The sequence below is a fragment of the Pseudomonas sp. PB105 genome, assembly GCF_009764655.1.
Taxonomy (GTDB): Bacteria; Pseudomonadota; Gammaproteobacteria; order Pseudomonadales; family Pseudomonadaceae; genus Aquipseudomonas; species Aquipseudomonas cyclaminis.
Genome location: NZ_RWIO01000093.1, coordinates 220134 through 234754, shown reverse-complemented (window position 1 = coordinate 234754; position 14621 = coordinate 220134). Strand labels below are relative to the sequence as shown.

The 14621-nt window shown below is 60.9% G+C and carries 14 protein-coding genes; 7 read left to right on the top strand and 7 right to left on the bottom strand.

Annotated elements, in window-relative coordinates:
• The first annotated feature begins 9 nt into the window (after window positions 1-9).
• From EJD88_RS24255 to gcvH, 5 genes are all read left to right on the top strand, one after another.
• Window positions 10-1227 carry a 2-octaprenyl-3-methyl-6-methoxy-1,4-benzoquinol hydroxylase gene (locus tag EJD88_RS24255; protein ID WP_177411585.1) on the top strand — a complete coding sequence of 406 codons (1218 nt, stop codon included), beginning with the start codon at window positions 10-12 and terminating at the stop codon, window positions 1225-1227.
• A 175-nt stretch (window positions 1228-1402) separates the two neighbouring features.
• Complete coding sequence (locus tag EJD88_RS24250) at window positions 1403-2407, top strand: extracellular solute-binding protein (protein ID WP_158879195.1); 1005 nt, start codon at window positions 1403-1405, stop codon at window positions 2405-2407.
• Between the two features lie 151 nt (window positions 2408-2558).
• Entirely contained in the window at window positions 2559-4157 is a 1599-nt protein-coding gene (locus tag EJD88_RS24245; RefSeq protein WP_158879194.1) for an iron ABC transporter permease, read from the top strand.
• A gap of 156 nt (window positions 4158-4313) precedes the next feature.
• Window positions 4314-5396: a glycine cleavage system aminomethyltransferase GcvT gene (gene gcvT / locus EJD88_RS24240; RefSeq protein ID WP_158879193.1), complete on the top strand. Its 1083-nt coding sequence runs from the start codon at window positions 4314-4316 to the stop codon at window positions 5394-5396.
• A gap of 52 nt (window positions 5397-5448) precedes the next feature.
• Window positions 5449-5832: a glycine cleavage system protein GcvH gene (gcvH, locus tag EJD88_RS24235; RefSeq protein WP_158879192.1), complete on the top strand. Its 384-nt coding sequence runs from the start codon at window positions 5449-5451 to the stop codon at window positions 5830-5832.
• 64 nt (window positions 5833-5896) lie between these two features.
• Here gcvH and EJD88_RS24230 read toward each other — a convergent pair whose 3' ends face one another.
• The 6 genes from EJD88_RS24230 to EJD88_RS24205 all read right to left on the bottom strand — a co-directional run bounded on the left by EJD88_RS24230 (window position 5897) and on the right by EJD88_RS24205 (window position 11143).
• Complete coding sequence (locus EJD88_RS24230; RefSeq protein ID WP_158879191.1) at window positions 5897-7039, bottom strand: DegT/DnrJ/EryC1/StrS aminotransferase family protein; 1143 nt, start codon at window positions 7037-7039, stop codon at window positions 5897-5899.
• Between the two features lie 163 nt (window positions 7040-7202).
• Window positions 7203-7517 carry a DUF2388 domain-containing protein gene (locus EJD88_RS24225; protein ID WP_158879190.1) on the bottom strand — a complete coding sequence of 105 codons (315 nt, stop codon included), beginning with the start codon at window positions 7515-7517 and terminating at the stop codon, window positions 7203-7205.
• A gap of 69 nt (window positions 7518-7586) precedes the next feature.
• Window positions 7587-8033, bottom strand: a complete 447-nt coding sequence (locus tag EJD88_RS24220; RefSeq protein ID WP_099585923.1) for an NfeD family protein — start codon at window positions 8031-8033, stop codon at window positions 7587-7589.
• Between the two features lie 10 nt (window positions 8034-8043).
• On the bottom strand, window positions 8044-8964 hold the full coding sequence (locus EJD88_RS24215; protein WP_032884271.1) for an SPFH domain-containing protein: 921 nt from the start codon (window positions 8962-8964) through the stop codon (window positions 8044-8046).
• A 77-nt stretch (window positions 8965-9041) separates the two neighbouring features.
• Window positions 9042-10721: a GspE/PulE family protein gene (locus EJD88_RS24210; protein ID WP_158879189.1), complete on the bottom strand. Its 1680-nt coding sequence runs from the start codon at window positions 10719-10721 to the stop codon at window positions 9042-9044.
• A gap of 83 nt (window positions 10722-10804) precedes the next feature.
• Window positions 10805-11143: a hypothetical protein gene (locus tag EJD88_RS24205; protein WP_158879188.1), complete on the bottom strand. Its 339-nt coding sequence runs from the start codon at window positions 11141-11143 to the stop codon at window positions 10805-10807.
• A gap of 127 nt (window positions 11144-11270) precedes the next feature.
• Between EJD88_RS24205 and EJD88_RS24200 the strand changes: the two genes are divergently transcribed.
• Window positions 11271-11741: an Lrp/AsnC family transcriptional regulator gene (locus EJD88_RS24200; RefSeq protein ID WP_033897555.1), complete on the top strand. Its 471-nt coding sequence runs from the start codon at window positions 11271-11273 to the stop codon at window positions 11739-11741.
• 84 nt (window positions 11742-11825) lie between these two features.
• Here EJD88_RS24200 and EJD88_RS24195 read toward each other — a convergent pair whose 3' ends face one another.
• Window positions 11826-13193: an inorganic triphosphatase gene (locus EJD88_RS24195; protein ID WP_099585920.1), complete on the bottom strand. Its 1368-nt coding sequence runs from the start codon at window positions 13191-13193 to the stop codon at window positions 11826-11828.
• A gap of 158 nt (window positions 13194-13351) precedes the next feature.
• Between EJD88_RS24195 and argE the strand changes: the two genes are divergently transcribed.
• Window positions 13352-14500, top strand: coding sequence for an acetylornithine deacetylase (gene argE / locus EJD88_RS24190; protein WP_099585919.1), 1149 nt, complete (start codon window positions 13352-13354; stop codon window positions 14498-14500).
• Window positions 14501-14621: the final 121 nt, after the last annotated feature.

Sequence of the window (14621 nt, the reverse complement as noted above, 5' to 3'; positions counted from 1 at the left end):
AGCATGGACATGCGCGCAGATGTGCTGATTGTCGGGGCCGGAATGGTCGGAAGCGCCTTGGCGCTGGCGTTGCAGGGCAGTGGCCTGCAAGTGCTGCTGCTCGATGGCAGCCCGCTGAGCGTCAAGCCGTTCGACCGTGACGCGGCCTTTGAACCCCGCGTGAGCGCCTTGTCGGCCGCCAGCCAGCGCATCCTTGAGCGCCTGGGCGTGTGGGACGGCATTGTGTCGCGCCGCGCCAGCCCTTACGGCGAGATGCAAGTGTGGGACGGCAGCGGCACCGGGCAGATCCACTTTTCGGCCGCCAGCGTGCACGCCGAAGTGCTCGGGCACATCGTCGAAAACCGCGTGGTGCAGGATGCCTTGCTTGATCGCCTGCACGACTGCGACCTGGGCCTGCTGGCCAATGCGCGCCTGGAGCAGATGCGCCGCTCCGGCGATGACTGGCTGCTGACCCTGGCCGATGGCCGCACCTTGCGTGCGCCGCTGGTGGTGGCCGCCGACGGTGCCAACTCTGCGGTGCGTCGCCTGACCGGCACCGCCACCCGTGAATGGGATTACCTGCACAACGCCATCGTCACCAGCGTGCGCAGCAGCCAGCCGCACCAGCGCACGGCCTGGCAACGCTTTACCGATACCGGCCCGTTGGCGTTCTTGCCGCTGGTGCGCGATGGGCAGGAGGACTGGTGTTCGATCGTCTGGTCGACCACGCCGACTGAATCCGAACGCCTGATGGCGTTGGATGATGAAAGCTTCTGCCGTGAACTGGAGCGCGCGTTTGAAGGACGCCTGGGCACGGTGGTCAGCGCCGATCCACGGGTTTGCGTGCCGTTGCGTCAACGTCACGCCAAACGCTACGTGGCCGAGGGCCTGGCGTTGATCGGCGATGCAGCCCACGTGATCCATCCTCTGGCCGGGCAGGGCGTAAACCTGGGGTTCCTGGATGCGGCGGTGCTGGCCGACGTGTTGTTGTCGGCGACTGAACGCGGTGAGCGTCTGGCGGATGTGAAAGTGCTGAGCCGTTACGAGCGTCGGCGCATGCCCCACAACCTGGCGTTGATGGCGGCGATGGAAGGGTTTGAGCGTTTGTTCCAGGCCGACCAACTGCCACTGCGCTGGCTGCGCAATGCCGGTTTGAAGCTGGTCGACCAGATGCCCGAAGCCAAGGCGGTATTTGTACGCCAAGCCCTCGGCCTGACCGGCGACCTCCCAGACCTCGCCAAACCTTGAATTGAAATACGCCCACCTGTGGGAGGGGCGGTGCGACGACTCGACTTGCCCCCGATGAGGCCGTCCAGCCCAACTCAAATTCCAGCCATGCAACATCTGGTAACGCCTCCGCCGAGCGTTACCAAATGCCAGTCCCTATCATTTGCGCTCACTTTGCATATGAGAGACCGCACCCATGTTGGCACCCAAGCGCCTCCTGACTGCCCTGGCACTCACCCTGATCGGCAGCACCACCGTGCAGGCAGCCGACGAAGTGGTGGTCTACTCCTCGCGCATCGACGAACTGATCAAGCCGGTGTTTGACGCCTACACCCAAAAGACCGGCGTCCAGGTCAAGTTCATCACCGACAAGGAAGCCCCGCTGATGCAGCGCATCAAGGCCGAGGGCGAAAACGCCACCGCCGACCTATTACTCACCGTGGATGCCGGCAACCTCTGGCAGGCCGAGCAAATGGGCATCCTGCAACCCTTCACCTCCAAGGTGATCGACAAGAACATTCCTCTGCAATACCGCTCGTCCACCCACGCCTGGACCGGCTTGAGCCTGCGTGCGCGGACCATCGCCTATTCCACTGACCGGGTAAAACCGGGCGACTTGACCACGTACGAAGCCTTGGCCGACAAGCAGTGGGAAGGCCGCCTGTGCCTGCGCACGGCGAAAAAGGTCTACAACCAGTCGCTGACCGCAACCCTGATCGAAACCCACGGCGCGGCCAAGACCGAAGAAATCGTCAAGGGCTGGGTGAATAACCTGTCTACCGACGTGTTCTCCGATGATATCGCGGTGCTGGAAGCCATTAATGCCGGCCAGTGCGACGTGGGCATCGTCAACACTTACTACTACGGCCGCCTGCACAAGCAGAAGCCGGACCTGGCGGTGAAGCTGTTCTGGCCGAACCAGGGCGACCGTGGCGTGCATGTGAACCTGTCGGGCATTGGCTTGACCAAGCACGCGCCGCACCCGGAAGCCGCCAAGGCACTGGTGGAGTGGATGACCACGCCTGAAGCACAGAAGATCTTTGCCGATGTGAACCAGGAATTCCCGGCCAACCCGGCAGTGCCGCCGTCGGCTGAAGTCGCTACCTGGGGCAAGTTCGTGGCCGACACCTTGCCGGTGGAAGTGGCGGGCAAGCGTCAGGCAGAAGCCATTCGCCTGATGGATCGCGCCGGCTGGAACTAAGTACAATTGATCAAAATGTGGGAGGGGGCTTGCCCCCGATGGCGAAGTGTCAGTCTACTTATCATTGACTGGTCCACCGCTATCGGGGGCAAGCCCCCTCCCACATTGGCATGTGCTGTTTTCAAGTTATTCATCTGACGAGAGCTGACCTTTGGCCCACCCCGCCCAACGCCGCTGGTACCTGCCGGTCTTCAGCGTCGCCGCTTTGGTGCTGCTGCCGCTGAGCGTGCTGTTGCTGTCCTGGCAAAGCATCGACCAGCAGATCTGGTCCCATCTCTGGGAAACCCAGATGCCCCGCCTGCTGGGCAATACCCTGACGCTGGTACTGGGCGTCGGCGTCGGCGTAACCCTGCTGGGCGTCAGCCTCGCCTGGCTTACCAGCCTTTGCGAATTCCCCGGACGGCGCTGGCTCGACTGGGCGCTGATGCTGCCGTTTGCCATTCCCGCCTATGTGCTGGCGTTCGTGTTTGTCGGCCTGCTGGATTTCGCAGGCCCCGTGCAGACCCTGTTGCGGGAATGGTTTGGCACAGGCCTGCGCCTGCCTCGCGTGCGCTCCACGAGTGGCGTGATCATCGTGTTGGTGCTGGTGTTCTACCCTTACGTCTACTTGCTGGCGCGCACGGCGTTCCTGGCTCAGGGCAAAGGCTTGATGGAAGCGGCGCGTGTACTTGGGCAATCACCGTGGCAAGCGTTCTGGCGCGTGGCACTGCCGATGGCGCGGCCGGCGATTGGCGCGGGTGTGGCTCTGGCGCTGATGGAAACCCTGGCGGATTTCGGTGCGGTTTCGGTGTTCAACTTCGACACGTTCACCACTGCGATCTATAAAACCTGGTACGGCTTTTTCAGTCTTTCCAGCGCAGCCCAACTGGCCAGTCTGTTGCTGCTGGTGGTGATGCTGGTGCTGTACGGCGAGCGACGCGCCCGTGGCGCGAGTCGTTCCGGTAATGAGCGGCCTCGGAGCAAGGCGCTCTACCACTTGCGCGGGTTTAAGGCCGCTGCCGCCAGCGCGTGGTGCGGGCTGGTGTTTGCGTGTGCCTTTGTCATTCCGGTGCTGCAGTTGATCGTCTGGTTCTGGCAGCGCGGCCGGTTCGACCTGGATGAGCGTTATTCGGGCCTGATCGTCCACACGCTTTATCTCGGAGGCATTGCGGCACTGATCACGGTCAGCGTGGCGTTGGTGTTGGCTTTCGCCAACCGTCTGGCGCCAACTCGGGTGATTCGCTCCGGTATCAGCCTGGCCAATGTTGGCTATGCGTTGCCGGGTTCGGTGCTGGCGGTGTCCATCATGCTGGCGTTCAGCTATCTGGACCGGGAAGTGGTAGTCCCGCTTGCCGGCAAGCCGTTGCTGCTGGGCAGCCTGTCTGCGCTGGTGTTGGCGTATCTGGTGCGTTTTCTGGCGGTGGCCTATGGGCCGCTGGAAAACAGCCTGGCGCGGATCCGGCCTTCATTGCCGGAAGCGGCGCGTAGTTTGGGCGTGAGTGGGCCGCGACTGTTTTGCAAAGTGTATCTGCCGCTGTTGCTGCCCGGCACCCTGAGTGCCGCGCTGCTGGTGTTTGTGGATGTGCTCAAGGAAATGCCCGCGACTCTGCTGATGCGCCCGTTCGGCTGGGACACCCTGGCGGTACGGATCTTTGAAATGACCAGCGAAGGCGAGTGGGCACGGGCTTCGCTGCCGGCATTGACATTGGTGCTGGTGGGCCTGTTGCCAGTGATCGGGTTGATCCGACGCTCCGCCCGACCAATCGGCTAGGTGTCAGTCCTACGGCTTGAGGCTACAATGCGCGGCATTCGGTGCGCTCCGCCTTTCGGATCGGGTCGCTGTACGTGGCTGAAGCCCTTGTAATTCAAGGTCTTCAGCACGAACAGCAACGCTGCGCACCTTCGCCAAGCCCGGAAGGAGAAACCCATGGGACAGCGTACGCCTCTGTATGACCTGCATCTCGCCCTCGGCGCGAAAATGGTCGATTTTGGCGGTTGGGATATGCCTTTGCATTACGGCTCGCAAGTTGAAGAACACCATCAGGTGCGACGCGACTGCGGGGTGTTCGATGTATCTCATATGACCGTGATCGACGTCACCGGCCCCCAGGCCAAGGAATGGCTCCAGTACCTGCTGGCCAATGATGTCGAACGATTGCATGGCTGTGGCCGTGCGTTGTACAGCGCCATGCTCAACGAGCAGGGTGGCGTGGTGGACGACATGATCGTCTATCGCATTGAAGCCGGGTACCGACTGGTGGTCAACGCCGCCACGCGTGACCAGGACATGGCCTGGATGCAGGCGCAAGTGGGAAGCCATCAAGTGCAATTGGCCGAGCGGCCCGAGTTGGCCATGCTAGCCATTCAAGGCCCCCATGCCCGGCAGAAGATTGCCGAGTTGGTTACCCAGTCCCGCAGCACCCTGATTCACCAGCTCAAGCCTTTTGAAGGCCAGGCCGACGGCGATTGGTTTATTGCCCGCACGGGTTATACCGGCGAAGACGGTCTGGAGATTGTCCTGCCTGCCGATCAGGCACCGGGATTTTTCAACGATCTGGTAGGGGCCGGTATCTCGCCTATCGGCCTCGGCGCACGGGATACCCTGCGCCTGGAAGCCGGTATGAACCTGTACGGCCAGGATATCCACCTGGACGTTTCACCTCTGGCGGCCAACATGGCCTGGAGCATCGCCTGGGAACCGGCCGGGCGTGATTTCATCGGCCGTGCGGCGCTGGAGGCCGAGTTGGCTGAAGGTGTGCAGTTCAAACTGGTGGGGCTGGTGCTGGAAGAACGCGGGGTTTTGCGCGCTCATCAGGTGGTTCGTATCGCCAATGTTGGCGAAGGAGAGATCACCAGTGGTAGTTTCTCCCCTACGCTGAGCAAATCCATTGCCTTGGCGCGTGTACCGATGGCGACGGCCGATCGGGCCGAAGTGGAAATCCGCGGCAAGTGGTACCCGGTTCGAGTGGTCAAACCGACCTTCGTGCGCCATGGCAAAACCTTGATCTAACTATTTCCGGCAGGCCGAAGGCCGCTGACATTACTTCTTGAGGACACAGACTATGAGCGATATCCCTGCGGACCTGCGTTTTGCCGAAAGTCATGAATGGGCCCGTCTGGAAGCTGACGGCACCGTGACCGTCGGGATCTCCGACCATGCCCAGGAAGCGTTGGGGGATGTGGTGTTTGTTGAGCTAACCGAAGTGGGCAAGGTGTTTGCCGCTGGAGATCAAGCGGGTGTAGTGGAGTCGGTCAAGGCCGCTTCAGACATCTACTCGCCGATTGCTGGCGAAGTGATTGCTATCAACGAGGAGTTGGGTGGCAGTCCCGAGCTGTTGAACTCCGACCCGTACGGTGCCTGGATCTTCAAGCTCAAGCCAAGCAATCCGGCTGAACTGGAAGAACTGCTGGATGCTGCTGGCTACAAAGCCGCTATCGGCGAGTAAACGCAAGACCTATGTGGGAGGGGCTTGCTTCCTCCCACATTCAAACAAGGTCAGCCGTGATTGTTCAGTTTGCTCTCAGGACTGCTTTTACCGCCGCCACCGACCGCTCCACATCGGCCTCTGTCATCGCCGTGAACATCGGCAACGACACGATCAAGCGCCCAACCTTTTCCGCCACCGGGAACATGCCTTCCTTGAACCCCTGCGCCCGATACAGGCTCAGCAGGTGAATCGGTGGGTAGTGATAGCCAATGCCGACATCATGGGCCTGCATCTGCTCCATGAAGGTGGCGCGGGCGGGCAGGCCGTCCTGACGCTCCGGCAGCACCAGTTGGAACAGGTGCCAGTTGCTGTTTTCGAAATCTGCCGGCGGCAGTTGTGCACCGTATTGCGCTTCAAAGTCGCTGCCGAAGCATTTGAAGTAATGTCGCGCCAGGTTCTGGCGGTGGGCGGTGATCTGCTCGATATGTGCAAACTGCCCCAGACCGATGGCGGCGGCGATATCCGTCATGTTGAACTTGCCGCCCAGTACATCCACATCCAAGCCGTCGAAGCCGGTACGGGTGACGCCCTGCAGGCGGTATTTTTCTGCCAGGCGTGCTTCTTCGGCATTATTCAACACCAGGCAACCGCCCTCGGACGAGGTGATGTTCTTGTTGGCCTGGAAGCTGAACGACACGAAGTCCCCGGTGGCGCCGATGCGCTCGCCGTCCCAGCTGGAGCCCAGCGCCTGGGCGGCGTCTTCGACGATGCGCAGGTTGTACTTTTTGGCCAGCGCGTACAGCATCGGCATATCCAACGGCAGCCCGGCCAGGTACACGGGGATGATGGCCTTGGTGCGCGGGGTGATCGCGGCTTCAACCTGGCCCAGGTCGATATTGCGGGTGATGGGATCGATATCGGCGAACACCGGCGTGGCCCCCACTTCCAAAATCACGTTGGCAGTCGCCACCCAGGAGATCGGTGTGGTGATGACTTCATCCCCTGGCCCTATACCCGCGATGCGCAAGGCAATCTCCATGGTGCAGGTGCCCGAGTTGAAGGTGCGCACGGGGCGCCCGCCAAAGTATTCCGACAGTTGCGCCTCGAACGCCTGCACTTTTGGCCCGCTGGTGATCCAGCCCGAACGCAATACATCGCCCACCGCCGAAATGGTGGCTTCATCAATGGTGGGTTTGGAGAACGGCAGAAAGGGCAGTTGGCTCATAACGACGAAGGCATCCGTTTCAGGTTGGCGATGAGTACAGGAGGTATCAGTACCGGCATGGTTGCACGGCCTGACTGAATATAGCCTGTCGCCTGTGAATGAATCGTCATGCAGCGGGCAAAAAAATGCCGCTTCGAAAGCGGCATTTTTCAGAGTGTGGATATCACTCGGTGACAGCGTTTTTAGCGAGGATAGCGTTAGCCAGCTCCATATCCGTGGCATGCAGGCCAGGGTTGTCGGCGCGGACTTTCTGCATGGCGGCTTCCAGGTACGGGCCGCGGATGCCGCCATCGCTGGCAACAAAGCTGCCGGCGTCGTCTTGTGCGGCAACGACCAGTTTGTGGTCCTTGAAGGTCAGGTACGTCGAGCCGGTGGTGGCGCCCGACGAGATGACATTGCGCCAGAAACTGTCGGCCATGGCTGAACCGACAGGAAGGGAAAGCACAGCGAGGGTAGCGACAGCATATTTGAGACGCATGATGAGTGACTCCGGGTGGGTGATCTGTACCGTTTGATTGTAGTTAGCCCAACCGAGTTCCATCACTGACTAAACAGTTTCTACCTTCAAAATCACGCCATCCAGGCCAACCACCCGGACTTGAGCGCCTACAGGGCTGTCAGGCCCGGTCACCATCCATACCCCATCACCGATCCTTACCTTGCCCCGACCGCCCACGATCGCCTCATGCACCACGAATACGCGGCCGACCAGCTCCGAGCCGCGCTCGTTGAGCCCTGGTTGGTCGCTGGCCTTGGCGCTGCTGCGCTGGCGTTTCCACCAGTACACCGCCGTCAATATCGACAATACGGCGAACAGCAGCAGTTGCCACTCCAGCCCCAGTGGTGGCACCAGGAACTTGATCACGCCCACCGCAGCCGCTGCGATACCCATCCACAGCAGGTAACCACCGGCGCCGAATACCTCAAGAATCAACAGCACTGTACCCAGCGCCAGCCAATCCCAGAATGAAAGGTGCTGCAGGAAATCCCACATTGCGAGTGCCTCAGCCTTTCTTGTTATCGAATGTGGCCTTGACGATCTCGCCGATGCCGCCGACCGCGCCGATCACCTGGCTGGCTTCAAGCGGCATCAGGATGACCTTGCTGTTATTGGCCGAGGCCAGTTTGCCGAGGGCGTCGATGTATTTTTGCGCAACGAAGTAGTTGATGGCCTGCACGTTACCGGTAGCGATGGCCTCGGAAACAACCTGTGTGGCACGGGCCTCAGCCTCTGCTTGACGCTCACGGGCTTCCGACTCCAGGAACGCGGCTTGGCGTCCACCTTCAGCTTCAAGAATCTGTGCCTGCTTCTTGCCTTCGGCAGTCAGGATCGCCGACGCCCGCAGGCCCTCGGCCTCAAGGATTTGTGCACGTTTGATCCGCTCTGCTTTCATCTGGCCGGACATGGCAGCCATCAGGTCGGCGGGCGGGCTGATGTCCTTGATCTCGATACGGGTGATCTTGATGCCCCACGGAGCAGTGGCTTCATCCACGGTTCGCAGCAGTTTTTCGTTGATGCCGTCACGCTGGCTGAGCATGGCATCCAGCTCCATGGAGCCCAGGACGGTACGGATGTTGGTTTGCAGCAGGTTGCGGATGGCGTGTTCGAGGTTGTTGACCTCGTAGGCGGCCTGGGCGGTATTGACCACCTGGAAGAAGCACACAGCGTCGATCTGCACGGTGGCGTTGTCGGCGGTGATGACTTCCTGGGGTGGAATATCCAGCACGCTTTCCATCACGTTGATCTTGCGACCGATGCGGTCCATGACCGGGATGATGATGTTCAGGCCGGGCTTGAGGGTGTTGGTATAACGGCCGAAACGCTCGACCGTCCATTGGTAGCCCTGAGGTACCACCTTGAAGCCCATGAATAATATGGCGGCGGCCAAACCTACGAAAAGAAGCAGTACGGTTCCGATCTGCATAGCGATTCCCTATCTGATGGTGTCAGTTAAACGGCGTTCGGCCGATTGTAACGGGGTTGTCACCGATAAGAACGCTTTCAGCGAGCTGTAATCAAAGGATTTGTTACCGAGTCCCCAGGCGTTACTCGCAACACTTCGGCCATTGTGGTCAGCCCCGCTTGCGCCTTGCTCACTCCGGCCATGCGCAGGCTGCGCATGCCCTGCGCAACAGCTGCCCGGCGCAGGGTCTGCACGTCGGCGCCGGGAGTGATCAGTGCTTTGATCGACTCATCCAATACCATGACTTCGTAGACCCCTGCGCGTCCCCGATACCCGCTGTTGCGGCATTCCCCACACCCAATGGCCTCGTGGGCATCGCCCGTCGAGCGCTTGCAATGAGGACACAGCACTCGCACCAAGCGCTGCGCCATGACGCCCAACAGGGTGGCCTTGATCAAATAATGAGCGATACCCAGTTCCTGCAAGCGGCTGATAGCGCTGGGCGCATCGTTGGTGTGCAGCGTCGATAGCACCAAGTGCCCGGTAAGCGCGGCCTGGATCGCCATTTCTGCGGTTTCCTGGTCGCGAATCTCGCCGATCATGATGATGTCCGGGTCCTGGCGCAGCAGGGCGCGGATACCGCTGGCGAAGGTCAGGTCGATGTTGTGCTGCACCTGCATCTGGTTGAACGCCGGCTCGACCATCTCGATCGGGTCTTCCACCGTGCACAGGTTGAGTTCCCGTGTCGCCAGTTGCTTGAGCGTGGTGTAAAGGGTGCTGGTTTTGCCTGAGCCGGTAGGGCCGGTGACCAGGATGATGCCGTTGCTCTGGCTCGTCATGGCGTGCCAGCGCTGCCGGTCCTCGGTGGACAAACCCAGCCGGTCAAAATCCTTGAGCAGCACTTGGGGGTCGAAAATCCGCATCACCAGTTTTTCGCCGAAGGCCGTCGGCAACGTCGACAGACGCAACTCAACTTCCGCACCGGCCGGGCTTTTGGTTTTGACCCGGCCGTCCTGGGGTTTGCGCTTTTCCGCCACGTTCATCCGGCCCAGGCTTTTCAGGCGGCTGACCACTGCCATCGTCACCTGGGGTGGAAATTGGTAGACGTCGTGCAGCAGCCCATCAATGCGAAAACGCACCCGGCCCTGCTCACTGCCAGGCTCGATATGAATATCACTGGCCCTTTGGGCGAAGGCGTATTGCAACAGCCAGTCGACGATATTGACGATATGCGCGTCATTGGCGTCCGGCTCCTGTTCGCTGGCGCCCAGGTTGAGCAACTCGAAATTCCCAGGCACTGCGACCTTTTGATCCGCACCGCTGACGGACTTCGCCAACCGGTAAAACTCGCTGATACACCGCTGAATGTCCTGGGGATTGGCAACCACGCGCTTGATCGACCGCTTGAGCACTTGCGCCAGCCCGGACTCCCAACTGCTGACGTGGGGCTGGGCACTGGCGACGGTGACGGTGTGCTTATCCACAGCCACGGCCAGAATGGCGTGGCGCTGGGCGAACGCGTGGGACATCAGCGGCACCACCGTTGCGACATCGATCTTCAGCGGGTCGATACGCAGGTAAGGTTGCCCGACATGCCGGGCCAGCCATTGGGTCAGGGTTTCCAGGGACGGCCCATGGGCGGCGATGCACTCTAACGGGTGCTGGGCGTCGCTGGCCGGCATCGCCGATAACCGCTGCGCGGTGTCGGGGGTTATCAAACCGTTCGCTACCAAGTCCGGCAGCAACGCATGCAGTTCCAATCGCTGATCAACAGCCATGTAGGGAATCCTGGGTAGCCTTGGATGAAATTTCAGGCTAGCCAGCCCCTGGATTTCCTCCTCCCAGCGTGTGTTGCAGGTCTTTACTGAGCGGCTGCAACCATCGCCGCAGGCCCCACGCAATCAGCCGGCCACAGGTCCAGCGCGCACACGCTGATCAGGTTTCGAATCTTTTCACCGATGACCTGGGCCCGATGCCAGCTCAAGCCATCGATCACGATATCGATGCTCAGCAGGTCGTCTTCCCGGTTCATGCTGACGTGCCGAGGGGTCAGGAATTGCAGCGCAAAGTAGTTGAGTACCCGGCACAACACATCAGGCTCCGCCTCGGCGACGATCTGGTAATGCGCCTCGCAATGAGCGCTGGTGACAGCCCACGCATCGACGCGGGCAGCAGGGTGAGTGGTTTCGACGGCGTGCATGCTGATTCTCCAGATTCGACTGGAGGAATTTTTACATTCGCCAACGGAGATTTCTTATCTAAGATGGGCTTTATATGCGCAAAATCGAATAGATCAATTCAATATTACGAGAGTGAAAGGTATTTTTATGCACAGCGAGTTGGACGTCTACGACCGTCGCATCCTGGCCCTGTTGCAAGAGGACGCTTCGCTCTCCAGCGCACAGATCGCCGAACAGGTGGGATTGTCCCAATCGCCATGCTGGCGGCGTATTCAGCGGCTCAAGGAGGAGGGGGTTATCCGCGGCCAGGTGACGCTGTTGGATCGCAAGAAGATCGGCCTCAACACGCAGATTTTTGCCGAGGTCAAACTCAACGCGCACGGCCGATCCAACTTCACTGAGTTCACCGACGCGATTCGCGGCTTTCCAGAAGTATTGGAGTGTTATGTGCTGATGGGGGCGGTGGATTTTCTGCTGCGCATCGTGACGTCGGACATCGAGGCGTACGAGCGGTTTTTCTTTGAGAAGTTGTCGATGGTGCCGGGGATTCAGGAGGTCAACTCGATTGTGGCGTTGTCGGAGATCAAGTCCACCACCAGCCTGCCAGTATTGCGCTGACAGGGAAGGCCTCATCGCGGGCAAGCCCGGCTCCCACAGGAGAATGCATTCCAACGTGGGAGCGGGCTTGCCGCGATAGCGATCTTACAGACGCAGCAAGGTCTTCCAGGCCCGATTCTGATACACCGCAATTGCCTGGTGCATCCGCGCATCCAGCGACTCATCGGTAATCGGCTGGTTGGCCAGTTGCGCCAACTTGTTCAGCTCGCCGTACAAGCGGTCCAGCTCCGGAATGTCCACCACCTGGCGTGCATGGTGCAGCCACGCCTGGATGCGTTCGATACGCGGCAGTTGCTCGGCCAGGTCTTCCGGCTGCTGCTGGTAGCGTGGCAGTTGCAGGGCGACGGCGTCCTCGGCCAGCAGGCGCGGCAGCCAGTTGGTGATCTGCGCGGCGCCCTGGCGGTTGCCACGCACGTTGCGGTCGGCAGTCCAGGTGCGAGCCAGCAGCCAGCGCGACAGGTTCAGTGAGAACAGGCCCCAGCGCACGTCGTCCAATTCTTCGACGAACTGCTCCGGCGCAGCTTTGCGGATGTCTTCATCGTCGTCACCGGCCTGGACCAGCGGGCGCCAGTCTTCCAGCAACGCATCGAGTACGCTGCGCAGTTCGCTGGTGGATTGACGCGGTGCGGCCTGGCCGAGGCTGCCGATCAGGGCGCGCAGTTCGCCGAGGTTGTCGACCCAGTCTTGCAGCAGGCGCCAGTGGCCATTGAAACGGTATTGCTCAGCCAGGCGCTGGCTGCTGCCCAGCAGGTGCCACATGATCGCGGCGAAGGCATCGTCCAGCGGCATTTCGGCGTGGATCTGCGGCGCCGGCAGGCTCAGGGAGTAGCTGCTGGCATCATAAAGACGGTAGCCGCGCTCGGCCTTGCTGATATCGCAGGGCATCAGGGCCAGGGTCGCGGCCAGCTCGGCGGCCAGCTCCAGCAGGGCCGCCGGTTCGCCTTCGCGCAGTTCCAGTTCCAGCTCGCAGATTTCTTCTTTCTGCTTGCCGACCACCACGTGGCCCAGGTCCAGGGCGGCTTCGATCACAACTTTGGCCTTGCCCCGACCCCAGGCGATTTCGGCGCGTTCACGCACGAAGTCGGTGGTGAAGATCGGCTTGAGGGTCTTTTTGTCCAGCTCGGACAGTTGCTCGGGCCAGCATTCGCCGTCGAGCTTCTTCACGTCGAGCTTGGCTTTGGGCAGGTCCCAGTTGTACTCGTTGCGTTCCGACAAGCCGGCGATGCTCTGGCCACGGGTCTTGAGGGTCTGGATGATCTCGTCACCGTCCTTGCGCAGGCGCAGGGCGACTTTGGCCTGGGCCAGGTCGCGCTCGGGGGTGTCAAAGTACTGGTTCATCAACTCACGGCGTTCCCAGCCACTTTTGTTGCGTTTTTTCAGTAACGGGTGCTCACGCAGCGCGGCGAGTGTTTCGCGGCTGACGCGGAGCTTGATTTCGGTTTCTTTCTGCATGGCCGGAAAATCCAGGATCGGGAGCGCAGCCGGGGAAAAGTGTGGCTGCCAAGGTCGTGCAGTGTACAGGACTGAGCCCGGCAACGTGCCGCAACGGTTTATTGTGTCGTGCAGATGGCTCTATAGTGGGGCTCATCCGGGAAGTTGAGAGACCGCGCATGCCGTTACCGTCCATGAAAGAGCAGTTCGCCGCCTTGATTGCCGCGCCCTCGGTCAGTTGCACCCAAGCGTCTCTCGACCAGACCAACCGCCCGGTGATCGATTTGCTCGCCAGTTGGCTGGGGGACCTGGGTTTCGCCATCGACATCCAGCAAGTCAGCCCCGGCAAGTTCAACTTGCTGGCCAGCTTCGGCAGTGGCCCTGGTGGGCTGGTGCTGGCCGGTCATAGCGACACGGTCCCTTATGACGCCGCGCTGTGGAAAACCGATCCGCTCAAACTGACGGAAGTCGACGGCCGCTGGGTAGGATTGGGCAGTTGTGACATGAAGGGCTTTTTCGCCCTGGCCATCGAGGCGGTGTTGCCGTTGCTGGACCAACCCTTCAAGCAACCGTTGCTGATCCTCGCCACCTGCGATGAAGAAAGCTCCATGTCCGGTGCCCGTGCGCTCGCCGAAGCGGGGCGCCCGCTGGGCCGCGCGGCGGTGATCGGCGAGCCCACGGGGCTCAAGCCGATCCGTCTGCACAAAGGCGTGATGATGGAGCGCATCGACATTCTTGGGCGTAGTGGCCATTCGTCGGACCCCAGCCTGGGCCACAGCGCCCTTGAAGCCATGCACGATGCCATCGGCGAACTGCGTGGCCTGCGTCTGCTCTGGCAGCGCGAGTACCGCAACCCGCAGTTCAGCGTGCCGCAACCGACCATGAACTTCGGTTGTATCCACGGCGGCGACAACCCCAACCGCATTTGCGGCCAGTGCTCCCTGGAGTTTGACCTGCGGCCCTTGCCGGGTATGGATCCCGAGGTGTTGCGCGCCGCCATCCGGCAGAAGCTCGAACCCCTGGCCGAACGGCATCAGGTCAAGATTGACTACGCGCCGCTGTTCCCCGAAGTGCCGCCGTTTGAACAACCGGAAGATGCCGAGCTGGTGCGGGTTGCGCAACGATTGACCGGTCATCTTGCCGAAGCAGTGGCGTTCGGCACCGAAGCGCCTTATCTTCAGCGCCTTGGTTGTGAAACCCTGGTGCTCGGCCCCGGCGATATCGCCTGCGCCCACCAGCCGGGCGAATACCTCGAAATGTCACGCTTGACGCCTACAGTGCGTCTATTGCGGGAACTGATCGAACATTACTGCCTGAAACCTGCATAAATTAACCCCTGCCTGTTCGTACATAGAAGGAGAGCGAGCGTGTCGCCAAGCCTGTTCCGACGATAACCATCAGCCCGCTGTGCGTTTTCACGATCCTTCCTTTTTTGGCTGCTTTTTATTA